Below are 19564 nucleotides of genomic sequence, written 5' to 3' on the forward strand. Positions count from 1 at the left end.
ATATCATTTTACAAAAACAGTACATACACACTGCTTGTTAGTACGCATATTTGCAAAAACAAAAAACATGTCTACACTATTCTCTCCCCTTAAAATAAAAAACATCGAACTAAAAAACCGCATCGTAGTATCGCCTATGTGCGAGTATTCAAGCCAGGATGGTTTTGCCAACGACTGGCACCTGGTACACCTTGGTAGCTTTGCTACAGGCGGTGCAGGGTTAATCATTACCGAAGCCGCCGCGGTATCCCCCGAAGGCCGCATTACCTTCGCCGACCTGGGTTTATATAAAGACGAACATGTTGAAAAACTAAAACAGATCACTGATTTTATAAAGGCTCAGGGGGCTGTTCCGGGCACACAGCTGGCCCATGCAGGGCGTAAGGCAAGTCACCAGGAACCATGGAACGGCGGCAAACAGGTCCCTGCCAATCAGCCAAACGGCTGGCAAAGTGTTTCGGCAAGTGCCATTTCCTTTTTTGAAAATGAAGAGCCACCAGTAGCTTTAGATAAAGCGGGTATTGAAAAAGTAAAAGCCGATTTCAAAGCCGCTGCTAAACGGGCTGTTGATGCCGGTTTTCAAGTGATAGAATTGCATGGTGCACACGGATACCTGATCAATCAATTTCTTTCACCGTTCAGTAACCAACGTACAGACGAATATGGCGGAAGCTTTGAAAACCGCATTCGTTTACTCCTCGAAATAATTGAAAGTGTTAAGGAAGTTTGGCCTGAAGAGAACCTCCTGTTTGTACGGATCTCGGCAACCGAATGGGTAGAAGGCGGCTGGACGGTCGGAGATTCTGTTGCATTAGCCAATATTTTAAAAGGAAAAGGTGTTGACCTGATTGACTGCTCAACGGGCGGAAACATACCAAATGTTAAAATTCCGTTAACGCCGGGTTATCAAGTTGAATTTGCCGAAAAAGTTAAAAAAGAAAGCGGTATACTTACAGGTACGGTAGGTTTGATCACCAAATCGGACCAGGCTAACGAAATTATAGAAAACGAACGTGCCGATCTTGTGTTTTTTGCAAGGGAAATGCTTCGTGATCCACATTTTGCCCTGCGCGCTGCACATGAGCTTGGCGAGGAAATAAAATGGCCTGTTCAGTATGAACGCGCTAAATGGCATTAATTGGTTTATAGGTAATAGTTTATGGTTCATAGCAAAACCTGAAACTATTTCCCCCAAAACCAGCCATGAACTATGAACCATAAACTATGAACTAATATAAAACCACACGCTATGAAACGTACAGCAAATGCCCATTGGAATGGTACATTACAGGCCGGTCAGGGAGAGATCACTACCCAGAGCACTGTATTAAACAAAACCCAGTATTCATTTAAAACCCGCTTTGCCGATGGCATCGGTACTAACCCCGAAGAATTATTAGCTGCTGCTCATGCAGGCTGCTTTACTATGGCTGTTGGCGCTGCTTTAACCCAGGCAGGCTTTACTCCTAACGATTTAACTACCGATGCAATCCTTGACCTTGATATGCAGGCCTTAGAAGTTACAGGCATCCATTTAGAAATAAAAGGATCAGCAATTGATGGTGTATCTGAAGAACAATTCAAAGAAATTGCCGAAGGCGCAAAAGCTAACTGCATTATTTCAAAAGCACTGAGTGTGCCAATTACTTTAAGTGTTACTTACGCTTAATTACATTTTACAAAATACAAAAAGGGGATTGTGCTGCGCACGATCCCCTTTTTGTTGGCACCTCTTGCCATCCCCTATCCACTCCTTTTTTAAATAACAAAGCCGCCGGCAAACCGGCGACTTTTCAGCACATATTAAATTAGGGGGTCAATAAATTATATTACAGCATAAATACAAGCAACATGGTAATATGGACCAGAACGCTGAATGCGAAAAAACCAAGTAGTGTACGGATACCGGAGCCGCCCATGCCGGCTATGATGTTGGCAAAGAATAACACGAGAGTTATTGCCAGTACTACTATCGGAGCATTGTAATAATACAGCAAGAAAGCAGGTACAGGTAAAAAGAGCACACCTTGTGAAACAAGTGAAAACATGAACCAAACTGTTTTATTAGGGGCCTGGCTATCGGCAAAGGCCATTAACTTATTCCAGGTATTGTTGTCGGCTTTAGTATTGGCGGTGTTAACGGTATTGGTATTTGCAGCGGTCCATTCAGGAGCATTTATTTTTAAAGTTGCCATGATTGTTATCTTTTAATGATACAAAGATGGCTGGTACCGCTTACCTGTAACATGACCATGGTGCGTTAAAAAAATGATCGTGGTCACTTTTAAAAAGCTGAAGGCTGAAAGCAGAAAGCTAAAAGCCATAGACAGTTCGTCCTAATAAAAACGGGTTACGGCATTTGAATATTCACCTACTAACGATAACATTGTCATAAGCTTTTGATTACTAAATTAAAAAGCTTTATTTAAACCAGACTGATTCCCCGCCAAATCAATCGCTCTCACTGTTAGCTTGCCTTTACCCGCCGCACTCCTATCCACCATAAAATAATTTAACGGCGTAAAACCTATCCGTTTGCCATTATTGTAAATATTATAACCCAATACCCGCTTATTATCCTTAGATGCCTGCCATTTTAAGGTACCGGTAGCTTTAGCCAGTTTTACCTGCTTTGGGGCAGTGGGTGGTATTTTATCCGGGGCAAGTTGCGTCACACAGTTCATCAGCGCGCGAAAAGTGTGGTAAGTTCCCTTCCATATCTGGCCTTTAAGGGCTGTTTTATACTGTGGTTGTTTATCTATACCGCCCTGGTACCAGTCGCCGTGTTCATGGTCAATGAGGTAGGTTTGTGTATATTGCCACAGGGTTTTAAACTTTTCAAAGTACTGGTGCTTATCCTGCGGATACCTGGCAGCCATAATGAGCAGCGTGTTAAGCCCTTCGGCCTGCGCCCACCAGTTCTTGGTATCCTCAGTAATGGTAAGTCCGGGCCTATCTTTAAAGTAATAGCCCTCATCGTAAAAACCGCCCACTTTATTATCCCAGCCATTATCCAACGCATCATCAACCATTTTTTTGCCCACCTGCAATGTTTTGGCATCATCCTCTATACCTAAAGCATGTGAAGCCTCAAGCATGAGGTAGGCCGTTTCAACATTGTGCCCGTACGAAATATGATCAAGGCTATGATGCTGTTTATAAACGGTGCGGCTCGAATCGCGGTAGGATACCGGTGTCCAATCTGGTTGAAAAAACAAGATAAGATTTCCCCTATCATTAGTGATCTTATCACGCACCAGCATTAACATTTCTTTCAGGCGGGTTTTAAGCAATTCATCCGGCCACACGCTGTACAATTCAGTAAATGCCTCCAGCAGGTGGATGGATGAGTTTTGATCTTTATAACCCGTTTCGGCAGTAGATTTTATGGTTGCATCCCTTACAATTGGTGTTCCATCACGCTGCATATGCTGATAGTAACCTTTATAAACCGGATCGTGGGCGTGTTTTTCCAGCCACCAAAAATCTTGCTTAGCCAAATTTAATGCACTGATATCGCCCGAGGCCTGGTAATATGCTGCAAGCGCGTAAATTGCAAAAGAATTGCCATAAGCTTCTTTAGGAGCAAAACCACCCTGTTTGGGGTTGCCTTGTCTATCCGTAAAAATGTAAAAGCCCCCGTATTGCTTATCCCACAGCATATCCCTCAAAAATTCATAGCCATGACGAGCCCCCGTTATGTAATATTTTTTACCAGGAAAAAGCTCGGCAGCTTTACTGTTGCTCCAAATGTGGCGTGCCTGGGTCACTATCATTTTATCCTGGTTGCCTGTCGGCTTAAAATCGTAGGTGAAAGCGCTTAAAAATCCACCATCGGCAGTATCAATAGCAGCCGGGTACCAGGGCTTGAGCAGTTCATTAACCATGGATGTTTGCATTTCCTGGGCTATGTTCTGCTTTTCGTTCTGATTATTTTGAGCAGATACCACCGAGGCAGTGCTTATTAAAGCCGAAAGCAAAATGATCTTCAATTTCATAGCTTACTTTTTATTTAAAACATGATCGGCCGCTAAAACGAGGAACAGGTAATCGGTGGTACCTCCGCCCAAAACGTATTCGCCCTGCTGCCACAAATACGGCCAGTTTAGCAGTTCGGGAAAATCCGGACGGATAAGCGCCGTGCCGGATGTGATACCGCCGGGAATATATGAGCGGTCGGCCCGGTTAAAGCCGTACGCGGTTGTCATTGATTTTGAGCCCACGCCCGATACAAACGAAGCTGTATTGGAACCCGGATGGCAGCCCAGCACAAAATCAATGGCGTGCAGCATATAGGTATCACTAAAAACAGACGGAAAACCGGAGTATAAAAAGTATTGTTTATAACCAAAATTCTGGATACCCCATCCCGCTCCCCAAATATTGGGTTCGTACGGAACTCCATAAGGGGTTTTAGTTCCCTGCTGCTGAATTTGAGCATATAGTTTTTTTACTGCTTCGGTTATTTTGTTATGATAGTTTTGATCGCCGATCAACCCCATGGTGCGGCCAACCAGCCAGCCGGTGTTATCAATACTATTGGCTATCGCATCGGTATTGTTTACCAGGTAATCGGCATAGGTTTTATCTTTTGTAGCGATAAATAATTCTACCGCCAAAGCTATACGATGGCGCAAAGTCTGGTCAGGTGTGTTTTTCCAAACTTCCTGTGCTATTTGCAGGCATTGCTTAGCAAGTGTATCATTATAGCCCTTCATTACACGGCTTGCAGCAGCCAAGGCGGCGGCTGTTTCTAACGAACGGCCAGGGTTTTCCTCCGTAAATACCCATCTGTCATCAGCTGCTGCAGGAGTTTTCAATACAGGATCGGTATTTGAAGCGTTGGTTACAAAAGGTTTGTTATCGGTGATGTTAGCGGCATCACCTAAAATGGTATACTGCCTGATGGTTGGCTCAATAACTCCCCGGTAAAAACGCCCCATGGCCTGGTAGCCGCCGGTAATGGCCAGCAAACCATGCTCAATCTGTTGCAGCATATCCGGTTTACCATCGGGCTGGTGAATTTCAACGATGCGGTTCTTTTGATCGATAGTTGTGTTATCATATTTTACATCGAAAGCCTCATAAGCTAATGTAAGCCCATGCACTGTTTCGGCCTGCGACTCAACCCGCAGGTCAAAATCTCCTGCATCATGCCATGCACCACGGTCAAGAAATGGTACGTTATCGCCCGGTTTATATTTATTGAGCGTACTATGGCCCTGGATATATCCGTCGAAATGATTAGAATCAACCGGTGCCATGCGGGCATCATCCATATGGCATAAGCCGTGCCATACCCGGTATTTTTCGTTAACACGCATATGACACATTTGTATAGGCAGGAAATATGAAAGCGTTGGCTGCCATACATCGTTTTTAAACACATCGGTGCTGATCTGGAATGGCTCCGTTTGATAATCGCCATATTTCACCATGTATATACCCGGTTTGGTGATCTTTGTAAAATCAAATTGCAGGTAGTGGTACCTCAGAAAATCGCCCCAGTTATTAGGCATAGCTTTTAGAGTGGTTACCAGTCCGCCGTTTTCATCTATCCTCAGCAGCGAAACCGGCAATATTTTTTTATCATTTTTATCCAGTTCAATTACCGCTATTTTTTGCTGCACGGGATGATAGCCGACCTGCGATACCTGCACAACCGGTTGCGATTGCCAGCCGTCGACAGCATTTGGGGTTACCAGCCATTCTATAGCATCTTTTGACGCGCCTTTCGACACTAATGAACGTACCACAAACCAGCCATTGTTATGCCTGGCGCGGCCATCCAACAATTGCAGGTTACCGCCCGAAAGGTTTTCGATAGTCATGCGCTGCAGATCGGTTTCAGGTGCTATAGTAAGCTTTCTGCCTACAGCCATGGGCATAACCTGGGTTTCGCCTTCTTTGTCGATATACGTTTGTCCATCGGCCTGTTGAGGGAATATGCCAAATTGTTTATCCATGTAATAAGATTTGCCAAACAAAATCCCCGGAAATAACTCCAGGTTAAAACCCACTTTACCTATCCAGTTATCCGGTAGCGGTGTATCCAAATCAACGATGATCCTGAACGCCTTTCCCGCAGGGATCACCCGAATACGATAAGCAAAATTCAGGTCCGGGTAGATGATAGGGTTGAAACCATGGCGGTTCATATCCGGGTTAGGGAACTCCATGCGTACACTTACCTCGCCGGTAGTTTTATTAACTACACGCTTACCTACTTTAGGTATAGGCGACCACTGACCCGGCGTTGGCTCCAGCCTGATATCACCATTGGTAGCTACACGCTGTCCGTTTTGAATAATGCCTACCCCTCCCTGGTGCCCTTCTGGATAAAAATCATGCGCAAGCATCACGTTTACGCCCTTATATTCAAGATATTCCTGCGCGTTAAGCTTCATTAAGTTAGCAGCAGGCTTAACCTGTGCATACAAAAAACAGGGCAGTAAACAGCAGGCAGTAATAATCGCAGTGAAGGTAAATTTAGATCTCATCAGGATAATGGGTTAACCGGTAATATGCAACAAGATATTGCATGGCTAAAAATACCTCTGTGACAAGAGCTCAGTATAATGATATATTAACCTTTTGTTGCCGATTTTATACAATAACAGGGATTTTACATTAAAAATCACTATTAATTAAAAACCACCTCGCAACAACACAATCAACTTATTACCAATTAATTAAAAATTAAAATACCTGATATTAGGTATTCATTTTGTTCAGTAATTAATTTAAATTTGATTACCAGTAATACCTGTGTGCCGAAAAAGGGATCAAAGAGTAGGCAACAATTATTAAACCGATGGCCTTCCTGTTATGCTTAGCTGTAATAGCTTCACTGCTGTTACTGAACCCCTATTTAAAAAAACAAGTTTTTAAACTATTCGCGACTGCTTTTATTATACTTAGTTGCTTATCAGTTCATGCCCGGTCTGCAAACCCCGATAGTGTAAAAAATGCTGTGGGTAAAAAGGATTCCGTAACTAAAGCAACGTTTCTTCCTGATTCTATACTAACCATTTACAACCTGAGCGGACGGAAAGACTCGGCCAAGTTCAACGAGATAATTGCCATTAAGATCAAAACAGCGCTCCCTATAGATTCATTTAAAACACTTTATGTTGATGGCATAAAAGTTGGCACCACAGCCTTTTGGGATAGCAATAACTTTGAAAAAATAGCTTATTTCAGGGTAGATACATCTGTACAAAACCTGGCTGTTGATTTTTTAGCCAGTAAAGCTATTGACAAAGCCCGCATCCCTGTGTACTTTTCGGTGGGTAACTCAAAAGGGTATATAACCCGGGGGGTAGTAAAAACACAACTTGAGGTTAAACAGAAAATAAGCCGGGTTTGGGTATGGATAATGGCCGTTATTATGGCCGGTTTCCTGGCCATGGGCTTAAAAAACAATATTTTAAAAGACGACAGCAATTTATACTACAGCCTGAGCCGCACACAACTTCTGTATTGGACGGTCATTTTTTCGGTCACTTACCTGTACATATGTAATGAAACGGGAGCCCTTCCTGATATCCCAGGTTCACTGCTGGCTATCCTGGGCATTAGTGCTGCAACTATGGCTACGGGAAAGGTTATCGAAAACGACCAAAAAACAAAAACGGAGATTGATCCCAAAGCCCATAGTGAAGGCTTTTTTCACGATATCCTATCCGACAGGAGCAGTATCAATATCCAGCGCCTGCAAAACGTGCTGTTCAATATCTTGTTCGGGCTAATCTTTATACAAAAAACCGTATCATCAAACCTGCTTCCCGATTTTGATAACAATATATTGCTGATGATGGGTATTAGCGCAGGCACTTATGCCGGCTTAAAAGCTACCGAACCAACCAAAGACCAGCCAACAGAGCAACATGATTCAACTACCGTTGGAAATGAAAAACCAACCGACCAACCCGAAGGAGATGACAATAAAGGAAGTGGGGGTAAAACAAAATAAAAAAGCGTTTTAAAGCCGTTTAATGCAAATCAGGCACAAGTCCGGTATCATATGATGACAAACCGGGCCTGTGCCTGTTCTTTTAATTGGGGTTTAAGCTTGGTTAGCTTTGTACGGTAACGGTTGGATCCCAGTAATAGTAACCAAATAATACCGGATCGTTAACACCTCTTTGGCGTACATAAAGTGCAAACTGAACGTTGTATTGTTCGGTGCCTTTGCTAATTACGGTAGCCTGGTTAAACCAAAAATATTGGTCTGAGAACCCAACAGGAAGTGCAGTACCATTAGTTGGTAAAATACCTGTGCGGTTGTATACACTGAAGGTTTCACCATCAAATACCACATCTTGTGCATACCATGCTAATTTGTAAATAACCACGGCCGAATCAAAATTACCATACTCCGATACTGCATACCAGCGTATAACGTCACCTACATCAGCTTTGATGTTAAGGTCGGCCCCGCCCGAACCTGTAATAGTATTACCACGGGTTGCAACCATATACATATAGTTATGAGGCAAGCCTGTAGGATTGTTAGGATCCTGGCTTGGGTTTGGATAATCGGTAGTAATTGCATCGGTATCGATAACTACCTGGATGTTGATGATCTCCTGCGAGGTGGAGAGAAATTCACTGTTAATTGCCATGACTAAAAGGGTTATTAGGATAAATAAATGCCCCTACTCTTTAAAGGATTTTCGGGTTAGCTCCTGTGATCAGAGCGAAAAAGACCGAAGCGCTTCTTAACCGGTTTTTCTTATTCGCTTATCACAATACAAACCTCCGCTTATTTAAACAGGCTTATTAGAGATAAAATACTTAATAAATAAAATAAGTATTTATACGTATGTAAACCATAAAAACACCCTTTCACACTATTTCACACCTACTAACTTTGCGGTATAGGAAAACCAACAGAAAACAAAGCGAACAATAAATAATTAGTGAGAAATTTTTTCACAGTAGTATAAATAATTTCTCACTTATATAATTTATTATTATCAACATAAAATACAAATAATACAACTATATTACCTGCATATTAAACCTATTATATCATGAAAAAACGACCTCTTAATTTATTCAGACCAATTGCTGCCGCGATTACTATTTGCTTGTTTTTTGCCATGACGTCATGCAGGCAAGCCACCAAATTTGCCCAGGTAAAGTATACCGCTACACAGATTAATCACTGGCTCGACTCGGCCAAAACCGACAATTTTGTTTTTCAGTTTTACAGCCCCCAGGTTGATGATGTTAAAAAGCCATATCAGCTTGTATCATATATCCTTGATACAGCCGGAGGCTATCTTAACCCGGTGCATCCTGATACATTGGCTGTTACAAAAGACACGCTGATTAACTTAGTCGGCCCCGTGGTTTTAGGCAATACGTATCTTACTAAAAAAGCGATTGTAGCGATCATCTCAACCGATAGCGGAAAAAAACGTGATTATGACTTCCTGGTTTTTACTCCTAAGATCATAGCCTCCAACCAGCACCTTGTATACGCCATCAGCCTCATAAAAAACGGTGTACCTATTGACTACCGCGACTCAGACACCGGTGATGTTGATTCAAATCCATCACCTCCGGCAAAAATGTAATAGCGTTAAAAACTGTTGCAAGTGGAACAGCTAATAAAAGGTATATCTGACTGGTCGGAGGTTTGGGCGTTGCTCATTCCCCTGGCCATTCTTTGTTTAAGGAAAAAACAACCTGCTTTTAACAAACCTGTTGTTATATATTTATGGACAGCGCTGGCAATTAATGTAACTATTGATGCCATATGGAAGCTTAAAACAATTTTACCGCACCCATACAACACCAATAATTACCTGTATAATATCCATTCCATAATCAGGGTGTTATTATTCAGCTCTTTTTTTATAAAGTTAAACCAACAGTTTCTGTCCAAAACAAAAAGGATAGCGCCTTATATTTTTTTGGGGTTTGTGCTTATCAATTTCAGCTTTTATCAAAACTTTTTTGATTACGGACAATTGAGCAGCAGATTACTATCGTTTGAGGCTGTAATTATGATGTTTTATTGTATGCAGTATTATCTGTTTAAAATAACCGACGATGAAGAACCCGGTAAAAAACAGCCCGACTTTTGGATAGTAACCGGCCTGGGCATTTATTACACGGTAAACTTTTTCATTTTTCTGCTGTACAATGAACTCACACTGCGCCTGCACAACTTTGCCATAAGCCTGTGGAACATCCACAATTTCACCTATACCATTTTATGTATATTTATAGCGAAAGGGTTATATGAAACAAACGAATGACGATATCAGGCTCCTGCTCTTTATGGGTATTGCGGTTATGCTTTCCTTATTCGCGAGTATATTGCTCATTTTTATTTTTTTTCAGCGTAAAAAATACCAGTACCAGCAAAAAATACAAAAGTTGCATCAAACCCAGCAAAACCAGTTAATAGAAGCGGCTGTACGCAGCGAGGAGACAGAGCGTCACCGCATTGCTGAAGAGTTACATGATGAAGTGGGCGCCATTTTATCGGCGTCAAAGCTGCATTTGCAGGGAGTAAAGATCAATGTTATTGATAAAAACAATGGGCCAAGGTATGAAAAAGGACAGGAACTGCTTGATATGGCTATTAAACAGGTACGGGGCATTTCGCACAACCTGCATTCAAGTATCCTGAAAGAGTTCGGGTTAAATGAAGCTATCAGGCATTTTACCGAAAAAATAACAAACAATGATCTCATATTTATTACCACCGATCTTGATGATTCATATACAACCCAGGCTAATGAAAATGATATCAGCATATACCGCATGGTGCAGGAGTTAATGAACAATATCCTTAAACATGCCAGGCCTAAAAAAATACACATCACGTCAGCTTATAACCAGGATGCTTTGAACATCAGTATTTTTCACAATGGAAAAGGGTTAAGCCATGAACAATATGAAGAACTAAAGTTTAATAAGCAGGGCCTTGGCCTCAAAGCTATCCAAACCCGTATTATTTTGCTGAAAGGCGAGGTATCATTTAATTACAAGCCCGAAGGATATTACATTAACATCAGTATCCCCCGAACAATTACTATTTAACCATTATAACAATCAAAAATAAGGCGATGAAACCTATTAAAATTGCCATAGCCGATGATTATACCATATACAGGGACGGCCTCAAAATTGGACTTACCCAGGATGAGAACCTGGAAGTTATGCTTGAGGCCGGCGATGGTGAAGACCTGATAAAAGGCATTGAAACCAATATGCCCGATGTAATTATCATGGACCTTAAAATGCCTGTTATGGATGGCATGGAAGCTACCAAACACATTAAAAAGAAGTATCCTGATATGAAAATTTTAGTGGTGACGATGTACGATGACGAAAAGTTCGTAATTCATTTAATGGAGATTGGCGCCAACGGATACTTGCTAAAAAACGCAGAAGCTGAAGAAATCAGGAAAGCGATATATTCGGTACACGAAACGGGCTATTACTTTAACAATATAGTAAGCAACGCGCTTTTAAAGAAATTGGTGATAAAAGGCAATATCAAACCATCCTTTAAAGAAGGCGTTGAACTCACCGAGCGGGAACAGGATGTACTGAAACTAATTTGTGCCGAAAAAACAGCTAATGAAATGGGTAAACAACTGTTCCTTAGTCCACGTTCGGTTGAAGGGATCAGGCAGCGCCTGATAGATAAGGTGGGCGTACGCAATACCGCCGGGCTGGTAATGTTTGCTGTAAAGAACGGCATAATATGATACTTTTTTTAAACTCAACTATGTCATTTGCATACTTTTTCAAAATAAAATTCCATTTTTTCAAACAAACACATACAATACACGCTTGCAATAAATCCAAAAAACGAATAATTAGTTTCTCCATTTAATAAAAACATGATTTATCATGTTTAAAATTGTCAAAATCAATAATTAGGAAAAAATCACTCAATTAAAAATCATTATTTTGATAGAAAATACAATTTTCATTGATATTTTTACAACAAAACATTGACTAATTGATAAAGATTTGAATGAAAAGAAATATCCAGTGTGATAATCAAACCTGTCTTTTATGTAAAGGCTGTATAAAAGAGTGGTTGCCGGCAATTGCAGCCAACAAAAAAAACTTTAATGTAAAAAAAGGACAGGTTATTTTCAGTGAAGGCGACCCGGTGAAGGGAATTTACTTTGTTTATGAAGGCAATGTGAAAGTTCATAAAAAATGGGGGCCGGATAAAGAGCTTATTATTCGCTTTGCCAATAAGGGAGCTATTTTTGGTCACCGCGTACTGGGTAAACATGCCACCCACTACCCTATTTCGGCAACAGCTTTGGAAGCAGGCGTTATATGCTACATTGATATGGAGTTTTTTGAGGCTACTTTAAAAGTAAACCCTCAGTTTACCTACCAGCTAATGTTATTTTTTGCCGACGAGCTGCAGGAAGCAGAACGCAAGATGCGTAATCTTGCGCATATGCCGGTAAAGGGACGCGTGGCCCAGGCGCTCATAAGCCTCAAGAATCAGTTTGGTACAAACCCGGAAGGCCATATTGATGTAGAACTTACCCGGCAGGATCTGGCTTCATACGCCGGCGCCACTTACGAAACCGTTTTCAGGGTAGTTAATGAATTGATACAGGAAAAACTGATCAGCACCAACGGTAAAAAGATCAACATCACCAATTACGATAAGCTTTTCCTTTTGACGCAGGATGATGATCTGTAAAACGGGATAATTACTTCAAAATATTATTACCTATTTGTCTTAAATGGGTTTACTATTTTTAGCTGAGATTCAATGACCTGCCCATCATTCATATCTTCAGAATATAATATCAAGCATCCGGCCTCCAGTGCAGATGACACAATTATTGAATCAAACAATTGAAAATCATATTTATTCATAATTTCCAGTGACCTTAACATCATTTGCTCGCTTACCGGAACATAAACACATTGCTGCAAATATGTTTTTACCAGGTCAGCAACTTTATGCTTTGGAAACTTCCATCTCCGCAGGCAAACATTAATAAACTCGCTAAGATTTTGAGAACAGAAGATGGGGTTATTGGCAATTATTTGAATAGCTTCCGCTTGTTTTTGGGGATAAAAATCATCTAAGGCGTAAAGCAGAATATTGGTATCAATTGCAATATTACTCATAATCATTAGCTTCATCCCTGTCAAACCTATACCCACCACTATTGAAGGTAAATTCTTTTAATCTGTCTTTCAAATGATCAACCCTTTTTTCTATAGGCTCAGTTTCTCTTTCAATTGACGTAGTTTCATCAACCGAAAATGCGATAACTTCAATCATTTTTCCAACCAGATCATCCGGTAACTCAAGCGTTAGATTCTTTTTGTTGGATTTTAATATTGTTCTTATCATAATATCAAATTTACAAAATTCAAATCATGATATGACAATGATCAACCATTTTGCTATTTGAATAATTAGCAAACAATCTTAAACTCAGCCCGCCAAATTCCTTACCTCAACCGGCGATAACGATGTTTGCTTTTTAAAGAAACTGGAAAAATGCGATAGCTGTTCAAAGCCCAGGCTGTAAGCTATTTCTGAGATATTCCAGTCGGTTTGCTTAAGCAGGATGCGGGCTTCCTGGATGAGCCTCCCTGCTATATGCTCAGTTGTAGTTTTGCCGGTACTTTCTTTTAATACCTTATTGAGATGATTGCTATGAACAGCAAGCCTGTCGGCATAGTCTTTAGCAGTACGCAGGATAATCCTTTGATCGGGTGATGCTATTGGGAACTGCCTCTCCAGCAATTCAATAAACAGGGATGATACTCTCGCCGATGCATTATGACTATTACCGTAATTGGTAAGAGGCTGCAATTTTTGGCCATAATGAATTAGCTCCAGCACATAATTTCTGATCAGGTCATACTTGTACAGGTAGTCGGATGCTATCTCCTGCTGCATCTTTTTAAAAATGAGGGTTACCTCATCGGCCTGTTCATCTGTAAGCATAAACACCGGGCAACCTCCGGGACTAAAGATCGGTAACGCGTCTAATACCACACCACTCTTCGATTGCACCAAAAACGCATCAGTAAAAATGCAGAAATACCCGGATTGTTCCATATCCTGTGGTTTCCAACTATATGGAATTTTGGGTGTGCCAAACACCAACGCATTTTTTTCAATATTGATTACTTTATCTGCGTATTCAGCTATATTTCGGCCCCTTACCAAGTTTATCTTATAATATAACCTGCGATTGTAAGGCACGTGGGTAGGATCCTTCTTTATTTTAGCAATGATGTCGTTAAGGTTAAATACATTAAAATGCCCTATCTGTTTGTTGATATCAGCCGGAAGCAGGTCCCTCACCGTGCTATCGGTACGTTCGGCAGCGTCTTTGTAAAAATCTTCTACTGTTACCGTTTTCATTTTTTGCTTTAATGAGCTACACAAACTTAATGATAACTACAGCATTATTTACTTCAGGTAAATCAGTTCTTACAAAACTTAAACAAAATATTGCAGCATATCAGCGCTTTATATTTTCGAGATTCAAAATTAGCTTAATACCTTAAAGAATATTATTTGAATTTGATAAATTTCATTAACAGATGATAATAAAGAAGCCGCCTCATACGTGACTTACGAGGCGGCTTCTTTGTATGTAACACCTATATTAATAACCGAGGTTTTGGTACATCTTAACAGGGTCAAGCTTGTACTCATCAAACGGAATCGGGTAATAACGATCTTTAGTAGTAAAGTTCGCCAGCGAAGCCAAACCAAAATCAGTTTGCTTTTTGGCTTTGAAATATGCAACTAACTCGGCATCGTTGAAAGTACGCAACAGGTCGTACCAGCGGTGGTGTTCAAACGCAAGCTCAACACGGCGCTCATGCAAAATAGCCAGTTTTAATGTTGGGTATTTGGCAGCATAGTCATTATTGGTCATTGATACCGCATAAGTTGGCATACCTGCACGTGTACGCACCTGGTCAAGGAAGCCGATAGCAGCAGCCTGATCGCCAAGGTAATTGTTAACTTCGGCCAATGACAGGATCACATCGGCATAACGCATCAAAATCCAGTCGTTACCACCATAACCATTTACGCCGGCACTGGTACTCACATCCCTGAATTTAGTAACAAACCAGTCTTTCACAATAGGGTCATTTGCATATTTAACAGAGAACGTCATGCGGGAATCGTTGGTTTCATACTCATTAATCAAATCATGAGTAACATTATAACCAGCCCCTGATGATTTTTTTTGAGAGTTGATAGTCTCGCCCTTTGCCTGGAAATTAGCCGCAATTGAAGAGCTATAATTAACATCACCCTGAATATTTACTATCTGGAAGATTAGCTCCGGGCAAGTTGTTTTCTTAGCAACATCAAAAACATCAGTATAAGGGATGCTGTTTAGCGTGCCAAAAGTACGCATATTGTAAGCGTTCATCAGATATGTTTTGGCATTGGTCAAATTAGTTGTACGGTTAGCCTGATCCTGGGTAGTTGCCATAGTTAGGTACACCTGGCCTAACAGGAAATTAGCAGCTGCTTTTGAGGTTCTGCCTGTAGAAGCTTGCAGGTTTGGAAGCGGACTGTTATTGATAACATCCATCAAATCGGCTACTATCTGTTGATAAACAACCGCTTGCTTTTCACGAAAAGTAGCTGCAGGCAAATCAGCATAAGCTAATTGTTTGGTAACCAACGGCACATCACCCCAAAGGCGCACCAATTCAAAATAAGTAAATGCACGCAAAAATTTGGCTTCGGCAATGTATTGCAACTTTACACTATTATCCGGAAAAGGCACAGCATCAATATGCGACAATACCACGTTAGCACGGGTAACAGTACCATAAAGCGATACCCAATGACTTTTAAGATAGGTATTGCTTGGCAGTATCGAAAAATTACCAAACTGAAAGGGCTCGCCTGCATTTGATTGGTTATCCTGGGTACCTGTATCGTCCGAACGCTGATCTGTCCACAAATCACTGCTTTCGCCAACATTATTGCCACTGCGTAACGATTGATAGATACCGTTTACAGCCAATAACACATCATTGGGGGTTTTATAGCTGGCATCAACCGTTATAGCGTTGGGGTCACTCTCATTTAAAAAGTCTTTTTTACAAGACGGGCTTATCGCCACTGCAACTGCAAGGCAGGCAATGGCTACAAATTTTTTATTCATCTCAATATCTCTTTAAAAAATTCATTAAAAAGTAACATTAACACCTAAGTTATAAGATCTAACCAGCGGGTAAGTACCATAATCGATACCCGGAGCCAGATTGGCAGGCTGAGTATTGTTTGAAGCAGCGCCTGAATAGTTATAATCCACGTCCGGGTTATAACCTTTATACCTGGTGATGGTAAATGCGTTCACAACACTGGCAAAAACGCGTGCTTTGCTCAGGCCTAAAGTTTGCTGCAGGAAGGCAGGCAAGGTATAACCTAAAGTAAGGTTGGTACAACGCAGATATGAGCCGCTTTGCAGGTAAAAAGTTGACAAACGGGTACTGTTACTTTGTGTACCAGCACGTGAAGCACGGTAAAATGAACCGTCTCCTGGTTCAACTTCGTTACGATAACGTTGTGCAACATTAGCATACTGGTTACCGGAACCCTCCCCATTGTACAAATAATAATCCTGCCCGTCGAGTATCTTATTACCATAAGAACCGTTGAATGAAGCACCGAAATCAAAACGTTTGTAAGTGCTGTTAAGGGCGAAGCCGTAAGTAAATTTAGCATATGGTGAACCGATAATGGTTTTATCAGCATCATTCACGATACCATCTTTATTGGTATCAACAAACCAAAGATCGCCAATTTTGGCAGGGTTGGTTTGAGAAGCGGATGGCGCTGTTTTGCCATAGTTAGAAGCGTTGATTATACCACCAACCTGAAAACCGTAGAACATACCGATAGGCTGGCCCTGGGTAGTTATGCTGGTAAGGTATGAACGCTCAGCACCGTTAATGATGAGGGTATTTTGGGCAGGAAGCTTAACTACTTTGTTGCGGTTTAATGAAATATTACCGCTTGCACCAAATGTGAAATCCTTGGTATTAACAATCTTACCATCTAACTGCAAGTCAAAACCGGTATTACGGATCCTGGAGTCGCGCAGGTTAGTTAAGATAGTAGTGCTGCCAGATATTGCCGAAATTGGCTGATTGTACAACAGGTTATATGAATAGCTTAAATAATAGTTGGCGATAACCTGTAAACGGCCGTTAAATAAACCAATATCGGTACCAAAGTTATATTGTGAGGTTGTTTCCCAGCTTAACTTAGGATCTTTTAAACCACCGGCGTATGTAGCAGTCGCGATACCACCGTTCAACACCGCACCAACCGGGCTGGCCAGGGTTTGTGCGATAGCATAGTTAGGGATATTGAAGTTACCACTTTTACCCCAGCTTGCACGGATCTTAACTGTCGACTGTTCGCCAAGGAAATTGTGATAGAAAGACTCGTCAGAAAGATTCCAGCCTGCGGCCACAGAAGGAAAATAACCGTATTTATTTGCCGGTCCGAAACGTGAAGAACCATCGGCGCGGAACGATGCGGTTAAGAAATATTTACCTGCATAGTTATAGTTTGCACGCCCAAGATATGACAATAACGTATAAGTACTTTTAGAAGCAGAGTTTAAACTAAAGAAGGCTGCGTCCGCACCTTTGCCTGAAATTTCGGGCACGTAATCACTCTGGAAACCATTTGCTTTTACGCTGATGTAGTCGCTGGTTGTTTTTTGCGCGGTGTAACCGGCTAACGCATCAACGTGATGTTTACCAAATTGCCTGGTGTAATTCAACGTAAACTCAGCCAGCCTGTCAACGTTAACAAGGTTTGATGCCTGTGCATTGGCCGCCAGTATTGACTGCTGAGATCCCGGAGGGAACGCGCCACTGCTTATCGTGGTTGGGTAGTAGTAATCGTATTTTTCGGTATAGGTTTGTGTACCAAGGTTGGTTTTAAAATTGAAGCCAGGCAAAATATTATAAGTAACGTTGGCATTATAAGTACTACGGTAGCCTTTTCTATTAATTTTAATACGCTCGGCAAGTGCTACAGGGTTTTCGATGCTCTGATAACCGTATTGTGATGAGCCCGCGGCTTCAACGTTTGTTTGTAAAGAGCCATCAGCATTATAAGCAGGCAGGTAAGGCATATAAATCAAGGCGCCAAGGATTGGGCTATGATCAAAGCGGCCTTCCTGTGTTTCCTGGTTGGTGTTTTGAGTATAAGCTATGTTTGCACCGATATGGATCCGTTTGCTGACATCACCATCAATATTTGTGCGAAAGTTAACACGCTGCTGACCTGTTGATTGAATAATACCTGGCTGGTTTTGATACGCGCCGCTTACATAATACCGAATCCCATTCGACGCTCCTGAAAACGACAAGGTGTGTTTCTGGAAAAACGTGTTGCGGTACAGCTCGTCCTGCCAATCGGTATGCACTGTTTGTTTAATAGGGGTTTGCGAAGCAAAATCATATAAGCCATTAGGAATGCTCACACTACCCGAGTTACCAACGTTAGTAACGCGGGTTGCGTTGTTATCAGAATACATGGCGTCGTTCCAGGTATGGCCTGAGTTTACCCAAAGGTCATGATAAGCGTTGTTGCGACCGTCGATAACCAGCAATGCTGCCTGATCGGCATCAAGCAATTTCACTTTATGGGCAAGCTGATCAACACCTGTTTGCACATCATATTCAAAGCGGCCTTTGCCTTCTTTACCTTTCTTGGTAGTGATCAATACCACACCGCCAGATGCGCGTGAACCGTAGATAGCGGCAGATGCAGCATCTTTCAAAATGTCGATGCTTTCGATATCATCAGGGTTAATGAAGATATCATTACCGGCCGGATAACCGTCAATTACATATAGGGGATCAGAACTGGCATTGAATGAGCCAACGCCTCTTACCCTGATTTTGGTACTTGTATATGGCGCACCGCTGGTTTGGGACACTTGTACACCTGATACTTTACCGGCAAGGGCCTGCCCCAATGAAGGAGCGGAAAGATTAAGGTCACTGGCTTTTACGCTGGCAATAGAACCGGTAACATCACTTTTACGAATAGACTGGTAACCGATGGCCACCACCTCGTTAAGCATGTTTGATTTTGGTTTCATTTTAACGTTAATGGTTGATGAACCGCCAACCGTTATTTCCTGCTGCTCATAACCAATAAAGTTAAAAACCAGCATGGCGCCTTCTTCGGCCGAGATGGTATATTTACCGTTTGTGTTAGTTGCGGTACCCTTATCAGTCCCTTTGATCCGAACTGATACGCCGGGTAAAGGAAGATTAGTTTCGTCGGTAACAATACCGGTGATTTGGGTTGCGTTATATGCTATATTTTCTGCCGAAGCGTTTGAGATAAAAGGTTTTAGCAAAACCAGTAAAAACAATACAGGAATTAAAAAAAACCTGCTCAAAAGATTTGGATTAATCTTTTTATTCATATTTTTAAAATTGATTGTTGAAAGAAATGACTTAAAGCCTTGGACCGCTTTTGAGTTATTTGACAATTATCCCGGACCAGGTGAGTGTTAGC

17 protein-coding genes are annotated in these 19564 nt (G+C 41.5%); 8 read left to right on the plus strand and 9 right to left on the minus strand.

Annotated elements, in window-relative coordinates; translation table 11 throughout:
* Window positions 1–67 precede the first annotated feature (67 nt).
* Together MusilaSJ_RS08965 and MusilaSJ_RS08970 are read left to right on the plus strand one after the other, a co-directional pair.
* A complete protein-coding gene (locus MusilaSJ_RS08965; RefSeq protein WP_274989649.1) occupies window positions 68–1138 on the plus strand; it encodes an NADH:flavin oxidoreductase/NADH oxidase in 1071 nt (356 codons plus the stop codon).
* A 111-nt stretch (window positions 1139–1249) separates the two neighbouring features.
* Window positions 1250–1669 (plus strand): OsmC family peroxiredoxin, encoded by a 420-nt coding sequence (locus tag MusilaSJ_RS08970; RefSeq protein WP_090523343.1) that lies wholly within the window; start codon window positions 1250–1252, stop codon window positions 1667–1669.
* A gap of 160 nt (window positions 1670–1829) precedes the next feature.
* On the opposite strand, the gene MusilaSJ_RS08975 is transcribed toward MusilaSJ_RS08970, so the two are convergent.
* The 3 genes from MusilaSJ_RS08975 to MusilaSJ_RS08985 form a co-directional block, all read right to left on the minus strand.
* A complete protein-coding gene (locus tag MusilaSJ_RS08975) occupies window positions 1830–2195 on the minus strand; it encodes a hypothetical protein (RefSeq protein WP_274989650.1) in 366 nt (121 codons plus the stop codon).
* Window positions 2196–2411: 216 nt separating this feature from the next.
* Window positions 2412–3998, minus strand: coding sequence for an AGE family epimerase/isomerase (locus tag MusilaSJ_RS08980; protein ID WP_274989651.1), 1587 nt, complete (start codon window positions 3996–3998; stop codon window positions 2412–2414).
* 3 nt (window positions 3999–4001) lie between these two features.
* On the minus strand, window positions 4002–6500 hold the full coding sequence (locus tag MusilaSJ_RS08985; protein WP_274989652.1) for a glycoside hydrolase family 9 protein: 2499 nt from the start codon (window positions 6498–6500) through the stop codon (window positions 4002–4004).
* Window positions 6501–6814: 314 nt separating this feature from the next.
* Between MusilaSJ_RS08985 and MusilaSJ_RS08990 the strand changes: the two genes are divergently transcribed.
* Window positions 6815–7975 (plus strand): hypothetical protein, encoded by a 1161-nt coding sequence (locus MusilaSJ_RS08990; protein WP_274989653.1) that lies wholly within the window; start codon window positions 6815–6817, stop codon window positions 7973–7975.
* Between the two features lie 103 nt (window positions 7976–8078).
* Here the strand turns inward: MusilaSJ_RS08990 and MusilaSJ_RS08995 are convergent, their stop codons facing one another.
* A complete protein-coding gene (locus MusilaSJ_RS08995; protein WP_274989654.1) occupies window positions 8079–8627 on the minus strand; it encodes an inclusion body family protein in 549 nt (182 codons plus the stop codon).
* Window positions 8628–9038: 411 nt separating this feature from the next.
* On the opposite strand from MusilaSJ_RS08995, the gene MusilaSJ_RS09000 reads away from it, so the two are divergent.
* The 5 genes from MusilaSJ_RS09000 (at window position 9039) to MusilaSJ_RS09020 (ending at window position 12706) form a co-directional block, all read left to right on the plus strand.
* Window positions 9039–9587, plus strand: a complete 549-nt coding sequence (locus MusilaSJ_RS09000) for a hypothetical protein (protein WP_274989655.1) — start codon at window positions 9039–9041, stop codon at window positions 9585–9587.
* 21 nt (window positions 9588–9608) lie between these two features.
* Window positions 9609–10274: a hypothetical protein gene (locus MusilaSJ_RS09005; RefSeq protein ID WP_274989656.1), complete on the plus strand. Its 666-nt coding sequence runs from the start codon at window positions 9609–9611 to the stop codon at window positions 10272–10274.
* Window positions 10258–11064, plus strand: a complete 807-nt coding sequence (locus MusilaSJ_RS09010; protein WP_274989657.1) for a sensor histidine kinase — start codon at window positions 10258–10260, stop codon at window positions 11062–11064. The genes MusilaSJ_RS09005 and MusilaSJ_RS09010 overlap by 17 nt, the downstream gene beginning before the upstream one ends.
* 26 nt (window positions 11065–11090) lie before the next feature.
* Window positions 11091–11738 (plus strand): response regulator transcription factor, encoded by a 648-nt coding sequence (locus MusilaSJ_RS09015; protein WP_090523305.1) that lies wholly within the window; start codon window positions 11091–11093, stop codon window positions 11736–11738.
* Between the two features lie 272 nt (window positions 11739–12010).
* The gene (locus MusilaSJ_RS09020) at window positions 12011–12706 is read left to right on the plus strand and encodes a Crp/Fnr family transcriptional regulator (protein ID WP_274989658.1); all 696 of its coding nucleotides are present in this window, start codon (window positions 12011–12013) and stop codon (window positions 12704–12706) included.
* Window positions 12707–12732: 26 nt separating this feature from the next.
* On the opposite strand, the gene MusilaSJ_RS09025 is transcribed toward MusilaSJ_RS09020, so the two are convergent.
* From MusilaSJ_RS09025 to MusilaSJ_RS09045, 5 genes are all read right to left on the minus strand, one after another.
* Window positions 12733–13143 (minus strand): PIN domain-containing protein, encoded by a 411-nt coding sequence (locus MusilaSJ_RS09025; RefSeq protein ID WP_274989659.1) that lies wholly within the window; start codon window positions 13141–13143, stop codon window positions 12733–12735.
* On the minus strand, window positions 13136–13372 hold the full coding sequence (locus tag MusilaSJ_RS09030) for a hypothetical protein (protein ID WP_274989660.1): 237 nt from the start codon (window positions 13370–13372) through the stop codon (window positions 13136–13138). The genes MusilaSJ_RS09025 and MusilaSJ_RS09030 overlap by 8 nt, the downstream gene beginning before the upstream one ends.
* 84 nt (window positions 13373–13456) lie before the next feature.
* On the minus strand, window positions 13457–14398 hold the full coding sequence (locus MusilaSJ_RS09035) for a helix-turn-helix domain-containing protein (protein WP_274989661.1): 942 nt from the start codon (window positions 14396–14398) through the stop codon (window positions 13457–13459).
* A 247-nt stretch (window positions 14399–14645) separates the two neighbouring features.
* A complete protein-coding gene (locus MusilaSJ_RS09040; RefSeq protein WP_274989662.1) occupies window positions 14646–16175 on the minus strand; it encodes a RagB/SusD family nutrient uptake outer membrane protein in 1530 nt (509 codons plus the stop codon).
* A 24-nt stretch (window positions 16176–16199) separates the two neighbouring features.
* On the minus strand, window positions 16200–19472 hold the full coding sequence (locus MusilaSJ_RS09045) for a SusC/RagA family TonB-linked outer membrane protein (protein ID WP_274989663.1): 3273 nt from the start codon (window positions 19470–19472) through the stop codon (window positions 16200–16202).
* Window positions 19473–19564 lie beyond the last annotated feature (92 nt).

The sequence above is a fragment of the Mucilaginibacter sp. SJ genome (genome assembly GCF_028993635.1).
GTDB lineage: Bacteria > Bacteroidota > Bacteroidia > Sphingobacteriales > Sphingobacteriaceae > Mucilaginibacter.